Below are 18,119 nucleotides of genomic sequence, written 5' to 3' on the forward strand. Positions count from 1 at the left end.
ATGCACGCCCCTTCTCCGATAAAACGCCGCCTTTCCCGACAGATACAGGTCGGAAACGTTGCGGTGGGCGGTGATGCCCCCATTGCCGTTCAAAGCATGACCAACACCAACACACTGGATGTCGCCGCCACCGTGGCACAAATCCAGCAGTTGGAAAAAGCCGGTGCGGATATTGTGCGCGTTTCGGTACCCGATATGGATGCCGCCGAAACCTTTGGTCAGATCAAAAAACTGGTCAATGTCCCGCTGGTTGCCGATATTCATTTTGATTATAAAATCGCCCTGCGCGTTGCTGAACTCGGCGTCGACTGCCTGCGCATTAACCCCGGCAATATCGGCCGTGAAGACCGCGTTCGCGCGGTGGTTAGCGCAGCCCGTGACCATGGCATTCCGATCCGCATTGGCGTCAACGCCGGTTCGTTGGAAAAAGACCTGCAAAAGAAGTATGGCGAACCTACACCTGCGGCTCTGGTGGAGTCCGCCATGCGCCACATCGACTATCTTGATCGCCTCGATTTTCCCGACTTCAAAGTCAGCGTCAAAGCTTCGGATGTGTTTATGGCAGTAGCTGCCTATCGCGACCTTGCCGCGCGCATCGAACAGCCGCTGCATTTAGGGATTACCGAAGCAGGTGGTTTGCGGTCGGGTACGGTCAAGTCGTCGATTGGCCTGGGCATGCTGCTGATGGATGGTATCGGTGACACGATCCGCGTCTCGTTGGCGGCAGACCCGGTGGAAGAGATCAAGGTCGGCTTTGATATGCTCAGAAGCCTCAAGCTGCGCTCTAAAGGCATCAACTTTATTGCCTGCCCCAGCTGCTCGCGCCAGAACTTCGACGTTATTAGCACCATGAACCAGCTGGAAGAGCGGCTGGAAGATGTCATGACACCGCTCAACGTCTCGGTGATTGGCTGCGTGGTTAACGGCCCCGGCGAAGCCAAAGAGACCGATATCGGCCTGACCGGCGGCAGCCCCGCCAACTTGATTTACATCGATGGCAAACCGACCAGCAAGCTGCGCAACGACCACTTGGTCGATGACCTAGAAAAGCTGATTCGCGATAAAGTGCGCGAAAAACAGCAGCAGCAAGACGATATGATTGCCCGCAGCGTTTAACCGCTGGGGCTGGCTGCCAGCCTGGGTGAATAACGCCTGATGGCAGAATAAGGAGTTTTCTTTGAGCAAGTCCGCCGTTAAAAAGATTCAAGCCATTCGTGGTATGAACGACCTACTGCCCAGCGATAGCCCACGCTGGCAATTTTTTGAAGCCAAAGTACGAAAGCTGATGCTGCGTTACGGCTTTAATGAAATTCGCACGCCTATCGTTGAGCAAACCGCGCTGTTTGCGCGCTCTATCGGCGAAATTACCGATATCGTCGAAAAAGAGATGTACACCTTCGACGACCGAAACAGCGAGAGCCTGACGCTGCGCCCAGAAGGTACCGCCAGCTGTGTGCGCGCGGCCATGGAACACGGCCTGCTGTATAACCAAACCCAGCGGTTGTGGTACCAGGGGCCGATGTTTCGCTATGAGCGTCCACAAAAAGGCCGCTATCGCCAGTTCCACCAGATTGGCGTCGAGACCTTCGGTTTTGACGGCCCGGATATCGACGCCGAAGTGATCCTGCTTTCGGCGCGCCTGTGGCAAGAACTGGGGCTAATGGAGCACGTTACCCTGGAGCTAAACTCGCTGGGCTCATCCGAGGCGCGGGCGGCTTACCGCGATACGCTGGTGGCCTATTTTGAGCAGCACCATGATCTCCTTGACGAAGACTCCAAGCGCCGCTTAACCAGTAATCCGCTGCGCATCCTTGACTCCAAGAACCCTGCCATGGCGGAAATGCTCGATGCCGCGCCGCAGCTGATGGATCACCTGGATACCGAGTCTCGGGAACACTTTGAGCAGCTCACTAAGATGCTTGAAGCGGCGGGCATTGCCTATGTAATCAACCCACGCTTAGTGCGCGGGCTCGACTACTACTGCCGCACCGTGTTCGAGTGGACGACGACTGCGCTTGGCAGCCAGGGTACCGTCTGCGCAGGCGGTCGCTACGACGGCTTGGTCGAACAACTGGGCGGCAAGCCGACCCCGGCGGTCGGCTTTGCCATGGGCATTGAGCGGCTGATTCTGCTGCTCGAAACCCTTGAGCTAATTCCTGAGGACGCTCTTGGTGGCTGCGATGTCTATTTGCTACCCATGGACGATAGCGCCACAACGGCCGCCATCACCCTGGCCGAGCAACTGCGTGACGAACTGCCTGAACTGCGTTTACAGCTTCACTGTGGTGGCGGCAGCTTCAAAAGCCGCATCAAAAAAGCCGACAAGAGCGCTGCCACGATAGCAATACTGATCGGTGAAGATGAAATCACCGCACAGTCGGCGACAGTCAAGTTTCTGCGCGACGACCGCGAACAGCAAAGCGTTCCTCAAGCAACACTGGGCCATACGCTGCGCGAGTTTTTGACCGCTAACGCATAAGCCCTGCAGGCTAGCCCGATGGTTTGTGTATACGGCCTTAGATAACGTACATACGAATTTAGTGAAATAAGTACTTAGAAAACAGGAGCCCGCCCGTGGTGGAGCTGAGAAGCGAAGAAGAGCAGCTAGACGCCGTCAAGCGCTGGTGGAAAGAGAACGGCATGTCGCTGATTGCAGGCGCGGTTCTGGCGGCGGCCGGGGTGTTCGGCTGGAATGCCTGGCAGAACTATCAACAGGGCCAAGCCGAAGCGGCCTCCATGCGCTATCAGCAGCTAGTCAACATGACTGCTGGCAACGAGCTTGACGAAGAGCAACTAGCCAACGCGCGGGAAATGGTCAGCGAACTGACCGACGAGCATGGCAATACGCTCTACGCGGAACTCGCCCTACTGCTTGATGCACGCCTAGCGGTTCAGCAAGGTAATTTGGAAGGCGCGCGAACCGCACTGGAAAACGCTGCCGACTCCTCGCGCCGCTATGTGCAGAGTCTGGCCTGGCTGCGTCTGGCCCGGGTCGAACTCGCCGACGGCAATCCGACGCAGGCACTGGCGCTGCTCGACGAGCCGATTAGCGACGCGCTAGCAGCCCAACGGGCCAACGTACGCGGCGATGCATTCTTCGCCCAAGGCGACACCGAGGCGGCTCGCGAAGCCTGGGAAACCGCCCTGCAACTGGCACAAACCCAAGACCAGCCGCTTTACGGCGTGCAGTTCAAGCTTGACGATCTCGGCGCTGAGGAGGCGACGCAATGACTTTTGGTATCCCAACGAAACAGCTGGTACGCGCAAGCTTAGGCGCGCTGTCGCTGGCACTGCTGGTCGGTTGCGCAAGCAAAGGCGAGCCTGCTTATACGCCTAAAGAGTTACGCAGTTTCAACGAAACCTCCTCGTTAGAGACGCAATGGCGGCGCAATGTGGGCGATGGCCTGGGCCATGCCCGCTACCCCATCGCGCCTTCCCGTGAAGGCGACAGCGTATTTGCGGCAGATGCCAAAGGCGTGGTGATGGCGATGGATGCCGATAGCGGCGACGTCGAGTGGGAAATCGATCTGGATACGCCTATTTCCAGTGCGTTAACGGCGATTGCCGGGCAGGTTTATCTGGCCACTGGTAACGGCGCAGTGATCTCCCTGGATCAGCGTGATGGTAGCGAAAATTGGCGCTCGCGGGTATCCAGCGAGGTGCTGGCCGCGCCCCAAGCCAATCAGCAGCTACTGATCGTACAAAGTGTCGATGGCCGCGTGACGGCCCTGGATCGCGCCACTGGCGAAGAACGCTGGGTATACACCAGTTCACAGCCCTCGTTAACGCTGCGCGGCACCGGCACGCCGATGGTAATTGATCCGGTCAGCTTTGTCGGCCTAGCCAACGGCCGCTTAGCCACGCTGGATAACCGCAGCGGCCAGCCGCTTTGGGAGATGCAGGTTGCTACCCCACGTGGGCGTAGCGAAGTAGAGCGCCTGGTTGATCTTTCCGGCCAGCCGATCATCAGCCCCGATGGCCGCCTGTTTGTAACCAGCTATAACGGCCGGGTAGTTGCGCTGGAAGCGACTCAAGGCGACATGCTTTGGGAAGCGGATCTGTCCAGCCGCCATACTCCGATTCTGGTCGGCGACTTCCTGTTTGTGGTCACCGATGACAGCCAGATTGTCGCCCTCGACGCTAACAGCGGCCGCGAAATTTGGCGCAACGACGACTTAGAAGATCGCTGGTTGACCGCCCCGGCCTTCGCCGATGGCCGCTTGGTTTTCGGTGATTTTGAAGGTTATCTTCACCTGATCGACGCTCGCGAAGGCGATATCGTAGGTCGCACTCGCGTGCACAGCTCGGGCATCAGCGTACGCCCGGTCACTGAAGGCAGCACCATTCATGTCCAGGCCAACAATGGTCGCCTGGAAACCCTGGAAGTCACTCCATGACACCCGTCATTGCTTTAGTCGGTCGCCCCAATGTGGGCAAATCGACGTTGTTTAACCGCCTAACGCGCTCGCGTGATGCACTGGTGGCCGATTTTCCTGGCCTCACCCGCGACCGCAAGTACGGCAATGGCATGCTGGGCGATAAGGTCTATACGGTCATTGACACCGGCGGTATTAGCGGTGACGAAGACGGCATCGATGCCGCCATGGCGGAGCAGTCACTCGCCGCCATTGATGAAGCCGATATTGTGCTGTTTATGGTCGATGCCCGCGCCGGCCTGATCGCTGCCGACCAGGCAATTGCCAACCACCTGCGGGTTAACCAGAAAAAAACCTGGCTGGTGGTGAATAAAACCGACGGTCTGGAAGAGCACTCGGCGATGGGCGATTTCTGGTCGTTGGGGCTAGGCGATCCCTGGCCGATTGCTGCCGCCCACGGGCGCAATGTGTCTACCCTGATCGACGTGGTACTCGAACCGTTTCCCGAGCGCGATGCCAGCATCCCTGCGGATACCGGCAGCAAAGGCGTGCGCATCAGCGTGATTGGCCGCCCTAACGTGGGAAAATCGACCTTGGTCAATCGCCTGCTGGGCGAAGAGCGCGTGGTGGTCTTTGATGAAGCGGGCACTACCCGCGATGCCATCGAAATTCCCTTCGAACGCCGCGGCAAGCCCTATGTACTGATCGATACCGCGGGCATCCGGCGTCGCAAGAATATCCGGGAAGTCACCGAGAAGTTCTCTATCATCAAAACCCTGGATGCAATCAAAGAGTCCCATGTAGTGATCATGGTACTGGATGGCTCCAGCGGCTTGGTGGAGCAGGATCTGCACCTGCTCGACTATGTGTTAACCACCGGGCGAGCGCTAGTGCTGGCGGTGAATAAGTGGGACGGCCTGGAGACCGAGGCCAAGGACAAGATGCGCACCGAGGTGAAGCGCCGTCTGGGCTTTGCCGATTACGCCGAGCTGCACTTTATCTCTGCCCTGCACGGCACGGCGGTGGGTGATCTCTACCCCTCGATTGATCGCGCCTTTGACGCCGCTAACGCCCACTGGTCGACCAACCGCCTCACCACCCTACTCCAGGACGCGGTCAGCCAAAACCCACCGCCAATGGTACACGGGCGGCGCATTAAACTGCGCATGGCCCACCAGGGCGGCAGCAACCCGCCGATTATCGTCGTACACGGCAACCAAACCGAGTCGCTACCGGAAGCCTACCGCCGCTATCTGACCAACACTTTCCGTAAAGTATTAAAAGTGCGCGGCACGCCGATACGTTTTGAGTTCCGCTCCGGCAGCAATCCGTTCGACAATATGGCAGGCGCCAGCGACAAAGAGAAGGCCAAAAAGCGCGAGCTTAACCGCACCAAAGAGGCGCGTAAAAGCCGTCGTTAGCTTATTGCCAAGATTTAAAAAATGCCTCATCAAACGCCTGCTGAATTTTCAGCAGGCGTTTTTCTATCGCCACTCCGCATACCACTTCACTTTTTTGATGTAGATAATCGGCCCAACCTCTCACTCACCTCAGCGAATATATGCGCAACAGACCGATACCCTTTATGCTCCCGCGGGATCACCCTAAGTCGGAAAAAAGCCATTTTTTTGCACCATTCCGGCTAATAGGCCAAAGGTCTACAGCAAGACCTAGCCGTAACTAAATGAAAAATAATGAAATATTAGAAATTTATAAAAACATTATTATTCACGCCTATAATCACTACACAAAACTTTTTGACATCAGCATCTCAAAGGCTAATAATAATTCATTAGCCAAGGTGAGACGCACACATCCTACAGGATAACTTAAATTAATTACGCCATTTATAACTTTTGAATTAATATCTTTATACATTTATTGTTAACTAATAATCCACACTATCAACAAGAAATAATTATAGCAAAGAACAATTATTCGGAGGGAAAATGGAAATTTTCAATTACGCTAGTGTTATTTTAAATGCCGGCGATCACTATCAAAAACTCTTAGGCAGCGGAAAACTAAGTGGTAATTACATAAGCAAACCATCTTACTATGGGTTAAGTGCTAACGAGTCACCGTTACTAACTAATAGCTCATCTGCACCAAAGAGCAACAGCAAAGCTACGGTTGTTGAACTATCATCGACGGCCATGAAAATTTCAGACATATTGCTCAAAGAAAACACAACAAGTAGCTCTTCTACTAATTTTGATAGTTTTTTAAAAAATATAAGCCATCAGCTTCAAGAATTAGGTGAAGAGGCTGAAATACTTTTGGAAAAGCCCAACAGTGTTAACGAAGAAAGAATCGCCATATCAGAACAGACTGCCAATTATTTACTCTCGAAATATTATAATGCAGAACCTCTTTACCTTGAGTCTTCATCCGAGAACCCTTTTGCTGGTTTGGATAGGCATTCTCTTTCCAAAATAGCCTTCGATGACTCCGGCGACTTCACGTCACCGGAGCGTTACTTGGCTTTTATGGAAATGACCGAAAACGATATTGACTTTAGAAACAAAGGTTTTGAGTTAGCGCAAGAAAAGCAAGAGAAACAACTCGAAATGCAGGATAGGCAAGGAAAGAGTGAGAATTGGGTTAATGACCTAGGTGTACAAATAGAAGAAAGTTTAATCTCTGCAATGACCGAGGCTGAAAAGAACTGGCGTGGGATTTCCGACTCAACAGAGAAAAATAAAAACACTTCATCTAATGCGGATAAAGATATAAAACCCTCTAACATCACAACCTCTTTACCAGAGTACAACAATGGCTTAAAAAAAGCCCAAGATAGCTTTTTTGCCATTATCAGCAATGATCAAGGACAACACTCTTTGGTCAGTATAGATATTCAAGAAATTAATAAAAACAGCCATAACTTAAACTTATTAGATTCGGCATTGCGAACTCAAGAAAACAATCATTCGGATGGAGAAAACTCAAGCTGGGTACCTTACCAAAGTATTTTGTAGTAATGGTGATTCTATATGATAGCAACAAGTTGTGCTGAAGGCGGCTGTTCTCAAGCACTTTTAGAAGGTGACTTTACAGCTATGTATGCCATGCATAAGGACGGAAGGATCAATGAGAGGAAAAAATCATGATCAAAGTGAACAGTTATTTACAACAGCCCCCGACTCAGGCAACAGAATCGAACACTAGTCGTACCAGCTCAGCAATCAAACATGTTGACAATACAGGTAGCGACAAGACTTCCGAACCTAACCTTTCACCTCTAGCCCGGCAGCTTAATGAGGCCCAGGCACGTGCTGATGCCCGCGACGCCAGCATGGATCGAGATACGTTGGCTAGCAAGGCGAAAGAACTTACTGGCAATTTTTACGGAAGTGCGTATCGCCAGCATAAAGAGCGGTACGATGCCGAGGTGCCTAGCACCGATGACCCCATACTACTTGACCGGGCCAAACAGGCAACTGAATTCGCCAACGGTCATGGCAGCAACCCTTTCAAGGGTCTATCACCAGATCAATTGACGCTAATTATCTACGACGAAAGCAGCTCATTTACTTTTAATGAAAGGCGTGCCGCCTGGGACGAACAAGCTGATCAGAGGCAAGCATGGAAGCAGCAAGTCGTTGCTGAAATAATGCGGGAATCGAGGGAAAAAGGCACCATAATCGGTGGTTTAACAAAGGTATTAGAACACTACGAAAACCTGCCACCCATAGAGCAGGCACAATATCCAGACTTCTGGTTAGCCAGCCTTAGTGCCCAAATTACGCATTATAGTGGCAAAGCGCCACTTTCAGGCGGGAGCCACACAAGCCTTCTCGAGTTGATGGAGCCGGTTGGATTGAAAGATAACCTGGAAAGCTTCCTTTTTTCGAAAGAATGAGATGATTGACGAACAGCAGCACGGGTAGATACAAGCTAATGCAGGCTTACACCAAGTTCGCTGTTGCAAAAAATCGATAAAGCTCTCCCTACTCTGCTGACTGGACAGGCGCTATTTCCTTAGTGCCTCCAGGATGGTTTTTATCTGCGGTTCCATTCTCTGAACCAATCCTAAAGCGAGCGCTTTATCGTTCGCCTCGTAGGTTATCTTCGAAGCGGCCAATTTCGCTTGACAGCGTACGGCTTCAGCCCTCAAATAGCCGCGCTTATTAGACCGTACCTAACAAGTTAACATCAGCACATTAATACTCCGCATCGTTACCCCACTACTACGCCCTACTTAAGGGGAGTCTTATGCTTCATATTGCTCGCTACTGGCGATGGCTGACCCTGCTTGGCGTTGCCAGCCTACTCACGGGCTGTCTCGCCCTGCCCCAAACCGGTCTGTTTGCGTTTCGTTTGGCGGTGACCTCCCTGGGGGTCGAGGATGTTCGCATTGGGCCTTACAGTATCAATGCGGGGCTAGATACAAGTGATCTAACCAGCCTGATTGCTTCCAGCCTTGGTGCCGGTAGCCTGCCCGTTCAGGCCACCATTGCCATGGGGCTGGGCTTACCCGCGGGCATGCCCCCGGTGGAGATGTCAGGCTTTCGCTGGGCGCTGGATATGCCTGGCGTTGATCCTGTGCAGGGTAACTACGAACAAGATGTCACGCTTACTTCCGGTGATGATGCCAATTTGCGCCTGCCGGTTGCCTTTGATGTCCTCGCCACCGATACCCAGCGCATGGCCCCCATGCTGGAGCTTGCCAGCCAGTTGGCGTCCCAAGGCGAACTGCCGCCCGGCAGTCAACTGGCCATCACGCCTGGCGATCTACGCGGTTTAGGCATGCGGCTGCCTGCAGGTTTGTTGACGCCTACCATTCGCCTAAATGTAGGCGCCGACGGGCAGTTAGTACCCCAGCGCTGAGGGTTTGTGTCTAGAAGCTTAAAGCCACTCCTCTGCGTCTTAGTCTTGGTTCAGAGGGGTGGTCAATTCAGCATCCATACTTATCCTCAAGGTGGGTTATGATGGGGGATTGATTTACTGCACTCAGCGGTTATCTTGTGTCCAAGAAACTCTTTCGTCTATAAGGAAACCGTCTCATGCGCTGGCTTCGACCTCTCGCTATTACCGCGCTATGCGCGTCTATCGCCGCTTGTACTACTTCGCCCACCGGGCGCTCGCAGCTTTTGCTGCTCTCCGATAGCGAATTAAATGAGATGGGCCGTCAGGCGTTCACTCAATATCAGCAGGAACTGCCCACAGCTGATCAGGCCAGTCATCGCTACGTGCAGTGTATTGCCGATGCCATCGTGGCGGAGCTCCCCGCCCAGCAGCAACAGCTAGATTGGCAAATCCGTGTGTTTAAATCCGATCAACCCAATGCCTTTGCCTTACCCGGCGGCTATATGGGCGTGAATACCGGCATGCTGGATATTGCCACTAACCAAGAACAGCTGGCATCGGTTGTAGGCCACGAAATAGGTCACGTGCTTGCCAACCATGCCAATGAGCGTGCCTCTACCCAGAGTGCCACATCGTTAGGCCTATCGGTTATTTCCAGCAGCTCGGGTATGCAGTCAGCCGGTGGCCAACAACTTATGGGCGTACTCGGCATGGGCGCGCAGTACGGCATCGTGCTGCCGTTCTCACGGGCCCATGAGAGTGAGGCCGATGTGATTGGCCTGGAATTGATGGCGCAAGCCGGTTTTAACCCACGTGAAAGCGTGACGCTATGGGAAAACATGCAGGCAGCGACAGGCGGCGGTGCGCCCCCTGAGTGGATGTCGACTCACCCCGGCCAAGGTCAGCGCATTCAAGGTCTGCAAGGCAATATGGATCAAGCACTGGCTGTCTATGAGCAAGCTCGTAGCAATGGTCGTACGCCCAACTGCCCGCGTCCTTAATGGCTTTTGAGGTTCAAATAATTGAGGTTTAAATGATTAAGCTGGGATTACTGCTGCTGGTGCTGCCGCTGTTTGTGCTGATGGGCGTGTATTTTTGGGAGCTCAACGATGTGCGCGCCTGCCAGCTTGATGGCGGGCATTGGGACTATATCGAGAGTGCCTGTCGCGACACGCCGCAGCCCTTCGTCTCTTGGCTCCAGCGTTCGCCGCTGTTAGTGAATGGCGGTATGCTGCTTTCGGTGGTCGGGCTGGTGATGTGCACAGTAGGACTGTATGTAAAACGCGCTAAGTGAAATGTTGTTAATGGCTTAAAAAAAGCGGGGGCGGATACATTATCCGCCCCCGCTTTTTTTAACTGTATTGACTGGATGCGGCTATGAGTAGTTAAGCGACTGGCGCAGCATTTCACGCACGGGTGCCGTGTCGGGACGTACATTCCGCCACAGAAAAAACGACTCGGCGGCCTGTTCAACCAGCATGCCCAGGCCATCTAGCAGCTTTGCACCACGAGGCCCCGCCCACTGTAAAAAGACCGTCGGCTCGGAGCCGTACATCATGTCGTAGGCCCAGGCACGCGGAGCAAAAAGCGCATCCGGCAACGGCGGTAAATCGCCGGAAAGGCTTGCGCTAGTGCCGTTAATTACCACATCAAAAGTGCCGTTAACGGTATCAAAACCACCGCCATGGATAGGCCCCAGATCGGCAAAATCGTTGGCCAGTTGCTCGGCTTTGGCGGCGGTGCGGTTCACCACGACCAGCTCGCTAGGCTGCTCAGCTAACAGTGGTTCCAGAATACCGCGCACGGCGCCACCAGCCCCGACCACCAAAATACGCTTTCCTGCCAACGCTACACGGTGATAGGCCAAATCGCGCACTAAGCCAATGCCGTCAGTGGTATCGCCGTAGGTACGGCCATTGCCGCCCAGAATCAGCGTATTCACCGCCCCCGCACGGCGGGCGCGGTGACTCAAGGTGTCGCACAGCGCAAAGGCTTCCTCTTTGAACGGCACGGTCACGTTGGCGCCCCGCCCGCCCGCGTCGATAAAGGCGCGCCAGGCACCGGCAAAGCCATCCAGCGGCGGCGCTTCGGCGGAATACTCAAGCGCTTGTTGCGTTTGATGGGCAAACTCAGCGTGGATCTGCGGAGATTTGGAGTGTTTGACCGGGTTGCCAAACACGCAGTAGCGATCGGTCATAATGATTTTTCCGTCGTTTCAGCGAATTCGCCGAGCCAGTCGCGGGGCTGTAAGAAATCCTGCAAACGCGCTTCGGCGCTACCCGGCTCTGGCTCAAAGGCGTATTCCCAGCGCGCTAATGGCGGCATCGACATCAAAATGGATTCGGTGCGCCCGCCGCTCTGTAGGCCAAACAAAGTTCCGCGATCCCACACCAGATTGAACTCCACGTAACGACCACGACGGTAGAGTTGAAAGTCACGCTCGCGATCGCCCCAGGCGTCGTTTTTACGCCGCTCGACGATGGGCAAATACGCCGCTAAGAAGCTGTCGCCCACCGCACGCTGCATGGCAAAACAGTCGGCAAACTCGCCATCGTTTAAATCGTCGAAAAACAGCCCGCCCACCCCGCGGGTTTCATCGCGATGTTTGAGGTAGAAATACTCGTCGCACCAGGCTTTATAGCGGTCGTAAACGTCGTCGCCAAAGGGTTCGCAGGCGGCTTTTGCCACTTGGTGCCAGTGCACTACGTCTTCCGTTACGGGATAAAATGGCGTTAGGTCAAAACCACCGCCAAACCACCACACCGGCGGCTCGCCGACTTTCTCGGCAATAAAGAAGCGCACGTTGCCATGGCTAGTGGGCACATGCGGATTTTCCGGGTGCAGCACCCAGGAGACGCCTACTGCGTGAAAGCTACGCCCAGTGAGTTCAGGACGCGCAGCGGTGGCCGAAGGCGGCAGTTGGGCGCCATAAACATGGGAGAAGTTGACGCCGCCCTTTTCAAACACGCCACCCTGGGTCATCACCCGCGAGCGTCCACCGCCGCCCTCCTCACGTTCCCAGCTATCCTCTTGAAACTGGGCCGAGCCATCAGCCTCCGCTAATCCGGCGCAGAGCCTATCCTGCAGATCAAGAAGGTAGCGTTTAACGTCATCAAGGTGCTCGTGGGCCACGGTAACTCCTGAGGGGTCATTGGTGAGTCGTAATAGGTGAATAGTGAATAGCAATCGGTGAATAGTGAGTTGAGCAGCTGCTAGGGGCGCATGATTTTACCGGTGGCTAAATCTCTGATGGTGCTGGGCTTGGCGTTGCCGCCGAGCGAGCCTTCCACCACATAGGCAACCTCATCGCCAAAGATGTCAGTGATCTCGGCAGCGCTCATGGCGGGCGGCTCCCCCGAACGATTGGCGGAGGTGGAGACCAGTGGGCCACCAAAGGCTTCGCACAGGGCTTTCATCACCGGATGGTCGGTGACTCGTAGCGCTACCCGCTCGTGGGCACCTCGCACCAGCCCATGGCTGCGGCCATAGTCAGGTACCAGCCAGGTATTAGGCCCCGGCCAGCTTGCCGCAAGGGGCGCATGCATCGCGAGTGGAAGCTGGCTCAGCCAGGGTTGGAACTGCTCGATGTTTGCGGCGACAAGGATGACCCCCTTGGCGGGGTCGCGCTCTTTCATACGCATTAGATGGGCTAAGGCTGCGTCGTTTTCGGGATCGCAGCTAAGCCCCCATACCGCTTCGGTGGGGCAGGCAATCACTCCCCCACTACGCAGCGCGCTAATCGCAGGGGCTAGATCGGTCGCCAAACTCATGGTCTCTCCTCACGGCTAACAGGCCTTTAAGGGTTTTATCCTATCATGGCCGTGGCAGCCGCACCCAGCCTCCCGCCTGCTGGCTTACCCAGCCGTCTAGTTCAAGCATCAGCAGCCGCTGCTGGCAGTAGCTAACCGATGTGCCCGTAGACGCTACCAGCGTGTCGATAGGCGTTGGCGTGGCCGATAGAGACGTTAATAATGAATCGGGTAAGCTCTCCGGCAATGGCTCTTCCTTAAACGGTTTTTCTGCCGACTCCCGAAAGGGTTGCTGAATAGCGGCGTCGGGCGGGATAAACGTCTCCGCCCAGTGCCCCAGATCAGTAATGATATCGTCGACGCTGCAGGCCAAGTGAGCACTGCCCTGGCGTAGCAGTGTGAGGCAGCCGCGGGCCTGGACGTTATGCAGCGAGCCGGGCAGCACAAACAGCTCACGATTTTGCTCCAAGGTAAGCCGTGCACTGACCAGCGAGCCGCTCTTTTCGGTCGCCTCGACCACTAGCGTGCCGAGCGAGAGGCCGGTCACGATTCGATTACGGCGTGGAAAAAACGCTGGCCGAGCCACGGTGCCAGGCGGGTGCTCGGACAACAGCAGCCCGCCGGGCTGGCGACTAAGCTGCTCATAAAGATCACGGTGCGAGGCGGGATAGATCACATCCACACCGCAGCCAAGGACACCGATCGTGCGGCCTCCCGCCTTTAGGGCTGCGCGCTGGGCTACGCCGTCCACCCCTAACGCCATGCCGCTAACCACACACCAGCCGCGGTGGGCGAGATCGCGGGCGAAGGTTTGGGCGTTATGGGTGCCTTCGCCGGTGGGGCGACGCGTGCCGACCATGGCAAGCTTGGGGCCTTCCAGGGCACCAAGGTCGCCCTGAGCCCAGAGCACCACGGGCGGGTCAGGCAACTCGTTTAACAGCTTAGGCCACGCAGGGTGGTCGCGATGTAACACGTGGCGGCTTGGGCCGCCTTGCTGCCACGCCTGGGTTTCATCAATCACCTTTTGCAGCGAGCTGCGCGAGGGGTGTTCAAGCCACAGGCGCAGCTCGCGGGCTGCACCACTGGGCAGTGCGGCCAGCCACCCCTCCGGCCACTGCGGCTGACGGGCGACTAACTGCGCGATACGTAGCGCTCCCATACCGGGCAAGGCATTGACCACCAGCCACGCTTGGGCCTCCATACTCCCTCCTTCTTAAACGTATTTCTTTACCGGCCGCTAGTGAGTCCCTGACCCAACCTCATCGCCCACTTCCAGTACCCGGGATACCTGCATCACCAAGGCGTAGCTGACCTGATCATAGGGCTTAAATACCATCACCGTTCCCGCTTCACTGCTCGGCAACTGAACCAGCTCTTGGGTACGCGGGTCGTTGATCAGCTCACCCTGTTGATTGACTTGCAGCACATGGCCCGCCTGCAAGCCATCCAGGGTGCCGAGATCCAACGTAACAATCTGCAAGCGGCCAATAAAGCGCACCCCGCCGGGGGTGGCAATAATATGCCCTTCGACAGAATTGAGCGGCGTACGGGGCACAAGTTCGTTGCTCAGCTCGCGCTCGTCCAGCGGCAAAACGATGTCGTTAACCCGCACCTCCTGATGGGAGCTAACGACTTCAAGCTGCGCAATATCGTCCTCACTGCTGACATGGCGGGCAACGCCTACGTTAATCAGCTCCAAACCCAGTGGCGTGCCATCCATGGCGAGGTAGGATTCCGACTGCCGATAGATGCCCACCTGGCCGTGGTGCGATATATCGCCACGCACGTAGACCTTATCTCCAGCGCCGCTGATCAAGCGACGATCCTCCCCTGCCACTACGTAGGCCAGCGCCTGCAATGCCTCGGCATCATCGACAACGCGGTGTTCGCGCAGAAAAGCCCGCGCTTCCTCCAAAGCAATCGGCGCGACCGCCTCAGGATGGGGCAAGGTACGCACCTGCGGAGAGAGTTTAATTACTTTTTGATCACGCTCCCAAGCAGCGACATCGACACTTACCAGCATAACTGCACTCAACAACAAACCGCTTAAAGCTGCCCGATAGGCGTGTTGCTTAGCCGCCATCCTGCTCTCCCCAATAAAATACGCCAGCGCGATTATTATGTTGCGGCTGAAAGCCTGAGGGTGTCGGGTGCGCATGCCCAGAAACGTTGACAGCATGTTATAGTGACCCATCATAAAGTACCTAGGTTAGAAGACGCTCGTCACTGCCTAGCTTGACTTAATTCAGACTCAGCATAACGGTGATTGTAACGCCATGGCCAAACTTCCTATTCTTGAATTCCCCGATGAGCGCCTGCGCACCAAGGCTGCTGCGGTGGAAAGCGTCGACGATGAGGTACGCCAGCTCGTCGACGATATGCTGGAGACCATGTATGACGCCCGGGGTATCGGTCTGGCCGCGACCCAGATCGATGTCCATCGCCGTGTCGTTGTCATGGACGTCAGCGACGATAACTCCCAGCCGCTGGTGCTTATCAATCCACGCTATACCCCGATTGGCGACGAGAAAGAACCGCTTTCCGAAGGCTGCCTGTCGATTCCCGAGTACTACGCCGAAGTACCGCGCTATCTTAAAGTGCAGCTCAACGCGCTGGATCGCAATGGTGACGCCTACGAACTGGAAGCGGAAGGTCTACTGGCGCACTGTATTCAGCACGAGTACGACCATCTGGAGGGCGTACTGTTTGTAGACTATCTGTCGCCGCTTAAGCGTGACCGTATCCGCAAAAAAATGCAGAAGCGCCATAAGCAGATTCAGGACGCCTAAGCCTTTTTCATACTTACACACCAGATACGCTAGGTAGCCCTCACTCTATGTCACGATTGCGCGTTGTTTTTGCCGGCACGCCTGAATTCGCCGCTTCAAGCCTTGCCGCGCTGCTGGAAAGCCAGCATGAGGTGGTGGCGGTGTACACCCAGCCCGACCGCCCCGCTGGCCGTGGCCGCAAGCTAACGCCCAGCCCGGTCAAACAGCTGGCTGTGGAGCACGGTCTGCCTGTCTATCAGCCCCAAACGCTAAAAGAGCCCGAGGCTCAAGCCGAACTTGCTGCGCTCAGTGCCGACATTATGGTCGTCGTTGCCTACGGGCTGCTGCTACCCCAGGCCGTGCTGGACATACCGCGACTCGGCTGCGTTAACGTTCACGCTTCGCTGCTGCCCCGGTGGCGCGGCGCGGCACCGATTCAGCGCGCAATTGAGGCAGGCGACAAGGTTTCAGGCGTAACCATTATGCAGATGGATGCTGGCCTGGATACCGGCGCGATGCTTACGGAAGTGCGTACGCCTATTACGGATCGCACCACCGGCGGCGATTTACATGACCGCCTCGCCATTCAAGGCGCCAATGCGTTGATTAACACCCTGGATGATCTGGCCACAGGCACCGCACACGCCACGCCTCAGTCGGAAGAGGGCGTTACCTATGCCGCCAAACTCAGCAAAGCGGAAGCCGAACTCGATTTTGCTCAGTCAGCGCATCAGTTGGCCAGCAAGATTCGTGCGTTTAACCCCTGGCCGGTTGCCTGGTGCGGGCTTGGCGATGATCGCCTACGCCTGTTAATGGCCAGCGTAGAGGAAGGCGAACATCCACCCTGCGCACCCGGCACGCTACTGGATCACGGCGGCGATCATCTGCGCGTTGCCTGCGGGCAAGAGGGCCGCGAGGTATTATGCGTGGCCAGCGCGCAACTGCCCGGCGGTAAAGCCATGGCCGTACGTGACTTACTCAATGCGCGACACGCGCGTCTGGCTACTGGCACACGCCTTGGCACTCGTCTTGATAAACCAGCGGCTCAGGCCAGCGAAGGAGAAACCCCATGAGCCAAAAGCGCTCCCCTCAAGGTGGCGGCAGCGGCCAAGAAGTGCGCGCTGCTGCGGCCCGCGCGCTGGCCCCGGTGCTTAGCGACCAAGGCTCACTGGCGGGGCTGGATGAACACAGCGTGGTGGCGCGTGACCGCGGGCTACTCAAAGAGCTCTGCTTCGGCACCTGCCGCCGTTTACCGCGCCTGGAAGCCCTTGCAGGGGCGCTGCTTAAGCAGCCGTTTAAAAAGCGCGACAGCGATGTTCAGGCGCTGCTGCTACTGGGTATTTACCAGCTGCTTTATATGCGCATTCCTGCCCACGCGGCGGTAGGTGAAACCGCAGGCGCTGCGCGCTTGCTCAACAAGGAGTGGGCGACCCGGGTCTTAAATGGCTGCCTGCGTCGCCTGCAGCGTGAATCCGAGGCGCTCCAGGCCCAGGTAGATCGGGATGAGAACGTGGCGCTTGAGCACCCACCCTGGCTACTTAACGCGCTACGTCAGGCATGGCCAGAGCAGTGGCGCGATATCATTGAAGCCAACAATCACGCTGGCCCGATGACGTTAAGGGTGAATCAACGCTATAACGACCGCGAAGTCTATTTGGGCATGCTCACCGAGCAGGGTCTTAACGGACATTTGTGCCCCCATGCCCCAGACGCCATTACGCTGGAAACACCCTGCGACGTGACCGCACTGCCCGGCTTTGAAGAGGGCCACGTGAGCGTTCAGGATGAAGCCGCCCAGCTCTCAGCGGCGCTACTTGGGCCCGCGCTAGCGCCTCGACCGGGTGCTCGTGTGCTGGATGCCTGCTGCGCCCCCGGCGGCAAAACGGCCCATTTGCTAGAGCAGTTTGATATTGCCCTAACGGCGATCGATAGCGATAACCAGCGCCTGGCACGAGTGGAAGACACCCTCACCCGTCTAGGCGTCGAAGCGGTACTCGAGCACGCCGATGCCACCGAACGCGACTGGTGGGACGGCACGCCGTTTGATGCCATTTTGCTCGACGCCCCGTGCTCTGGCACCGGTGTTATTCGCCGCCACCCGGATATCAAAAAGCTGCGCCGCAAAGACGATATCCGGCCGCTGGCCAAGCTTCAACGCCAGCTGTTAGATAACCTTTGGCCCATGCTGCGCGAAGGCGGCACGCTACTCTACGCCACCTGCTCGGTGCTACCGGAAGAGAACAGCGAACAGATCGAGGCGTTCCTCGCCCGTACGCCTGACGCTCACGTGACTACACCTAACGACGTTGCCTGGGGCATTGTCAGCGGTGCAGGTCGGCAGCTGTTTCCGGCCCAGAACAGTCACGATGGCTTTTTTTATGCCAGACTAGAGAAGCGCACTGCCTGAGCTTTGTCAG

At 56.2% G+C, this 18,119-nt stretch carries 18 protein-coding genes; 13 read left to right on the forward strand and 5 right to left on the reverse strand.

Annotation, left to right across the window (positions count from 1 at the left end; genetic code table 11):
• From ispG to A6R74_RS18135, 10 genes are all read left to right on the forward strand, one after another.
• Positions 1 to 1,116, forward strand: a complete 1,116-nt coding sequence (gene ispG, locus A6R74_RS18090; RefSeq protein ID WP_064235871.1) for a flavodoxin-dependent (E)-4-hydroxy-3-methylbut-2-enyl-diphosphate synthase — start codon at positions 1 to 3, stop codon at positions 1,114 to 1,116.
• Positions 1,117 to 1,177: 61 nt separating this feature from the next.
• A complete protein-coding gene (gene hisS / locus A6R74_RS18095; protein ID WP_064235872.1) occupies positions 1,178 to 2,479 on the forward strand; it encodes a histidine--tRNA ligase in 1,302 nt (433 codons plus the stop codon).
• A gap of 95 nt (positions 2,480 to 2,574) precedes the next feature.
• Positions 2,575 to 3,231 (forward strand): YfgM family protein, encoded by a 657-nt coding sequence (locus tag A6R74_RS18100; RefSeq protein WP_064235873.1) that lies wholly within the window; start codon positions 2,575 to 2,577, stop codon positions 3,229 to 3,231.
• Positions 3,228 to 4,397, forward strand: coding sequence for an outer membrane protein assembly factor BamB (gene bamB, locus A6R74_RS18105; RefSeq protein ID WP_064235874.1), 1,170 nt, complete (start codon positions 3,228 to 3,230; stop codon positions 4,395 to 4,397). Before A6R74_RS18100 ends, bamB begins: the two co-directional genes overlap by 4 nt.
• Positions 4,394 to 5,797 (forward strand): ribosome biogenesis GTPase Der, encoded by a 1,404-nt coding sequence (gene der, locus A6R74_RS18110; RefSeq protein ID WP_064235875.1) that lies wholly within the window; start codon positions 4,394 to 4,396, stop codon positions 5,795 to 5,797. Before bamB ends, der begins: the two co-directional genes overlap by 4 nt.
• 528 nt (positions 5,798 to 6,325) lie before the next feature.
• Positions 6,326 to 7,354, forward strand: a complete 1,029-nt coding sequence (locus A6R74_RS18115; protein WP_064235876.1) for a hypothetical protein — start codon at positions 6,326 to 6,328, stop codon at positions 7,352 to 7,354.
• 128 nt (positions 7,355 to 7,482) lie between these two features.
• On the forward strand, positions 7,483 to 8,238 hold the full coding sequence (locus tag A6R74_RS18120) for a hypothetical protein (protein WP_064235877.1): 756 nt from the start codon (positions 7,483 to 7,485) through the stop codon (positions 8,236 to 8,238).
• Between the two features lie 353 nt (positions 8,239 to 8,591).
• A complete protein-coding gene (locus A6R74_RS18125; RefSeq protein WP_064235878.1) occupies positions 8,592 to 9,206 on the forward strand; it encodes a hypothetical protein in 615 nt (204 codons plus the stop codon).
• Positions 9,207 to 9,382: 176 nt separating this feature from the next.
• Positions 9,383 to 10,186: a M48 family metallopeptidase gene (locus A6R74_RS18130; protein ID WP_064235879.1), complete on the forward strand. Its 804-nt coding sequence runs from the start codon at positions 9,383 to 9,385 to the stop codon at positions 10,184 to 10,186.
• Between the two features lie 32 nt (positions 10,187 to 10,218).
• The gene (locus A6R74_RS18135; protein WP_064235880.1) at positions 10,219 to 10,479 is read left to right on the forward strand and encodes a hypothetical protein; all 261 of its coding nucleotides are present in this window, start codon (positions 10,219 to 10,221) and stop codon (positions 10,477 to 10,479) included.
• Between the two features lie 81 nt (positions 10,480 to 10,560).
• Here A6R74_RS18135 and aroE read toward each other — a convergent pair whose 3' ends face one another.
• The 5 genes from aroE to A6R74_RS18160 all read right to left on the reverse strand — a co-directional run bounded on the left by aroE (position 10,561) and on the right by A6R74_RS18160 (position 15,017).
• Entirely contained in the window at positions 10,561 to 11,382 is an 822-nt protein-coding gene (gene aroE, locus A6R74_RS18140; RefSeq protein WP_064235881.1) for a shikimate dehydrogenase, read from the reverse strand.
• Complete coding sequence (gene hemF, locus A6R74_RS18145; protein ID WP_064235882.1) at positions 11,379 to 12,317, reverse strand: oxygen-dependent coproporphyrinogen oxidase; 939 nt, start codon at positions 12,315 to 12,317, stop codon at positions 11,379 to 11,381. Before hemF ends, aroE begins: the two co-directional genes overlap by 4 nt.
• A gap of 80 nt (positions 12,318 to 12,397) precedes the next feature.
• The gene (locus A6R74_RS18150) at positions 12,398 to 12,955 is read right to left on the reverse strand and encodes an L-threonylcarbamoyladenylate synthase (RefSeq protein ID WP_064235883.1); all 558 of its coding nucleotides are present in this window, start codon (positions 12,953 to 12,955) and stop codon (positions 12,398 to 12,400) included.
• 43 nt (positions 12,956 to 12,998) lie between these two features.
• Entirely contained in the window at positions 12,999 to 14,135 is a 1,137-nt protein-coding gene (gene dprA / locus A6R74_RS18155; RefSeq protein ID WP_064235884.1) for a DNA-processing protein DprA, read from the reverse strand.
• 36 nt (positions 14,136 to 14,171) lie between these two features.
• Positions 14,172 to 15,017, reverse strand: coding sequence for a hypothetical protein (locus tag A6R74_RS18160; protein WP_064236082.1), 846 nt, complete (start codon positions 15,015 to 15,017; stop codon positions 14,172 to 14,174).
• Between the two features lie 193 nt (positions 15,018 to 15,210).
• Here A6R74_RS18160 and def point away from each other — a divergent pair, with 193 nt between their 5' ends.
• From def to rsmB, 3 genes are read left to right on the forward strand one after another with little or no spacing between them, the layout of a single operon-like run.
• On the forward strand, positions 15,211 to 15,723 hold the full coding sequence (gene def, locus A6R74_RS18165) for a peptide deformylase (RefSeq protein ID WP_064235885.1): 513 nt from the start codon (positions 15,211 to 15,213) through the stop codon (positions 15,721 to 15,723).
• A 47-nt stretch (positions 15,724 to 15,770) separates the two neighbouring features.
• On the forward strand, positions 15,771 to 16,775 hold the full coding sequence (gene fmt / locus A6R74_RS18170) for a methionyl-tRNA formyltransferase (RefSeq protein WP_064235886.1): 1,005 nt from the start codon (positions 15,771 to 15,773) through the stop codon (positions 16,773 to 16,775).
• Positions 16,772 to 18,109 (forward strand): 16S rRNA (cytosine(967)-C(5))-methyltransferase RsmB, encoded by a 1,338-nt coding sequence (gene rsmB, locus A6R74_RS18175; RefSeq protein ID WP_064235887.1) that lies wholly within the window; start codon positions 16,772 to 16,774, stop codon positions 18,107 to 18,109. Before fmt ends, rsmB begins: the two co-directional genes overlap by 4 nt.
• Positions 18,110 to 18,119: the final 10 nt, after the last annotated feature.

The organism is Halomonas sp. ALS9, from assembly GCF_001651035.1.
Classification (GTDB): domain Bacteria; phylum Pseudomonadota; class Gammaproteobacteria; order Pseudomonadales; family Halomonadaceae; genus Vreelandella.

Coding starts and splice junctions, on each gene's coding strand:
- ispG (WP_064235871.1), top strand. CDS start 1: ATGCACGCCCCTTCTCCGATAAAACGCCGCCTTTCCCGACAGATACAG.
- bamB (WP_064235874.1), top strand. CDS start 3,228: ATGACTTTTGGTATCCCAACGAAACAGCTGGTACGCGCAAGCTTAGGC.
- der (WP_064235875.1), top strand. CDS start 4,394: ATGACACCCGTCATTGCTTTAGTCGGTCGCCCCAATGTGGGCAAATCG.
- A6R74_RS18115 (WP_064235876.1), top strand. CDS start 6,326: ATGGAAATTTTCAATTACGCTAGTGTTATTTTAAATGCCGGCGATCAC.
- A6R74_RS18120 (WP_064235877.1), top strand. CDS start 7,483: ATGATCAAAGTGAACAGTTATTTACAACAGCCCCCGACTCAGGCAACA.
- A6R74_RS18125 (WP_064235878.1), top strand. CDS start 8,592: ATGCTTCATATTGCTCGCTACTGGCGATGGCTGACCCTGCTTGGCGTT.
- A6R74_RS18130 (WP_064235879.1), top strand. CDS start 9,383: ATGCGCTGGCTTCGACCTCTCGCTATTACCGCGCTATGCGCGTCTATC.
- A6R74_RS18135 (WP_064235880.1), top strand. CDS start 10,219: ATGATTAAGCTGGGATTACTGCTGCTGGTGCTGCCGCTGTTTGTGCTG.
- aroE (WP_064235881.1), bottom strand. CDS start 11,382: ATGACCGATCGCTACTGCGTGTTTGGCAACCCGGTCAAACACTCCAAA.
- A6R74_RS18150 (WP_064235883.1), bottom strand. CDS start 12,955: ATGAGTTTGGCGACCGATCTAGCCCCTGCGATTAGCGCGCTGCGTAGT.
- dprA (WP_064235884.1), bottom strand. CDS start 14,135: ATGGAGGCCCAAGCGTGGCTGGTGGTCAATGCCTTGCCCGGTATGGGA.
- A6R74_RS18160 (WP_064236082.1), bottom strand. CDS start 15,017: ATGGCGGCTAAGCAACACGCCTATCGGGCAGCTTTAAGCGGTTTGTTG.
- def (WP_064235885.1), top strand. CDS start 15,211: ATGGCCAAACTTCCTATTCTTGAATTCCCCGATGAGCGCCTGCGCACC.
- fmt (WP_064235886.1), top strand. CDS start 15,771: ATGTCACGATTGCGCGTTGTTTTTGCCGGCACGCCTGAATTCGCCGCT.
- rsmB (WP_064235887.1), top strand. CDS start 16,772: ATGAGCCAAAAGCGCTCCCCTCAAGGTGGCGGCAGCGGCCAAGAAGTG.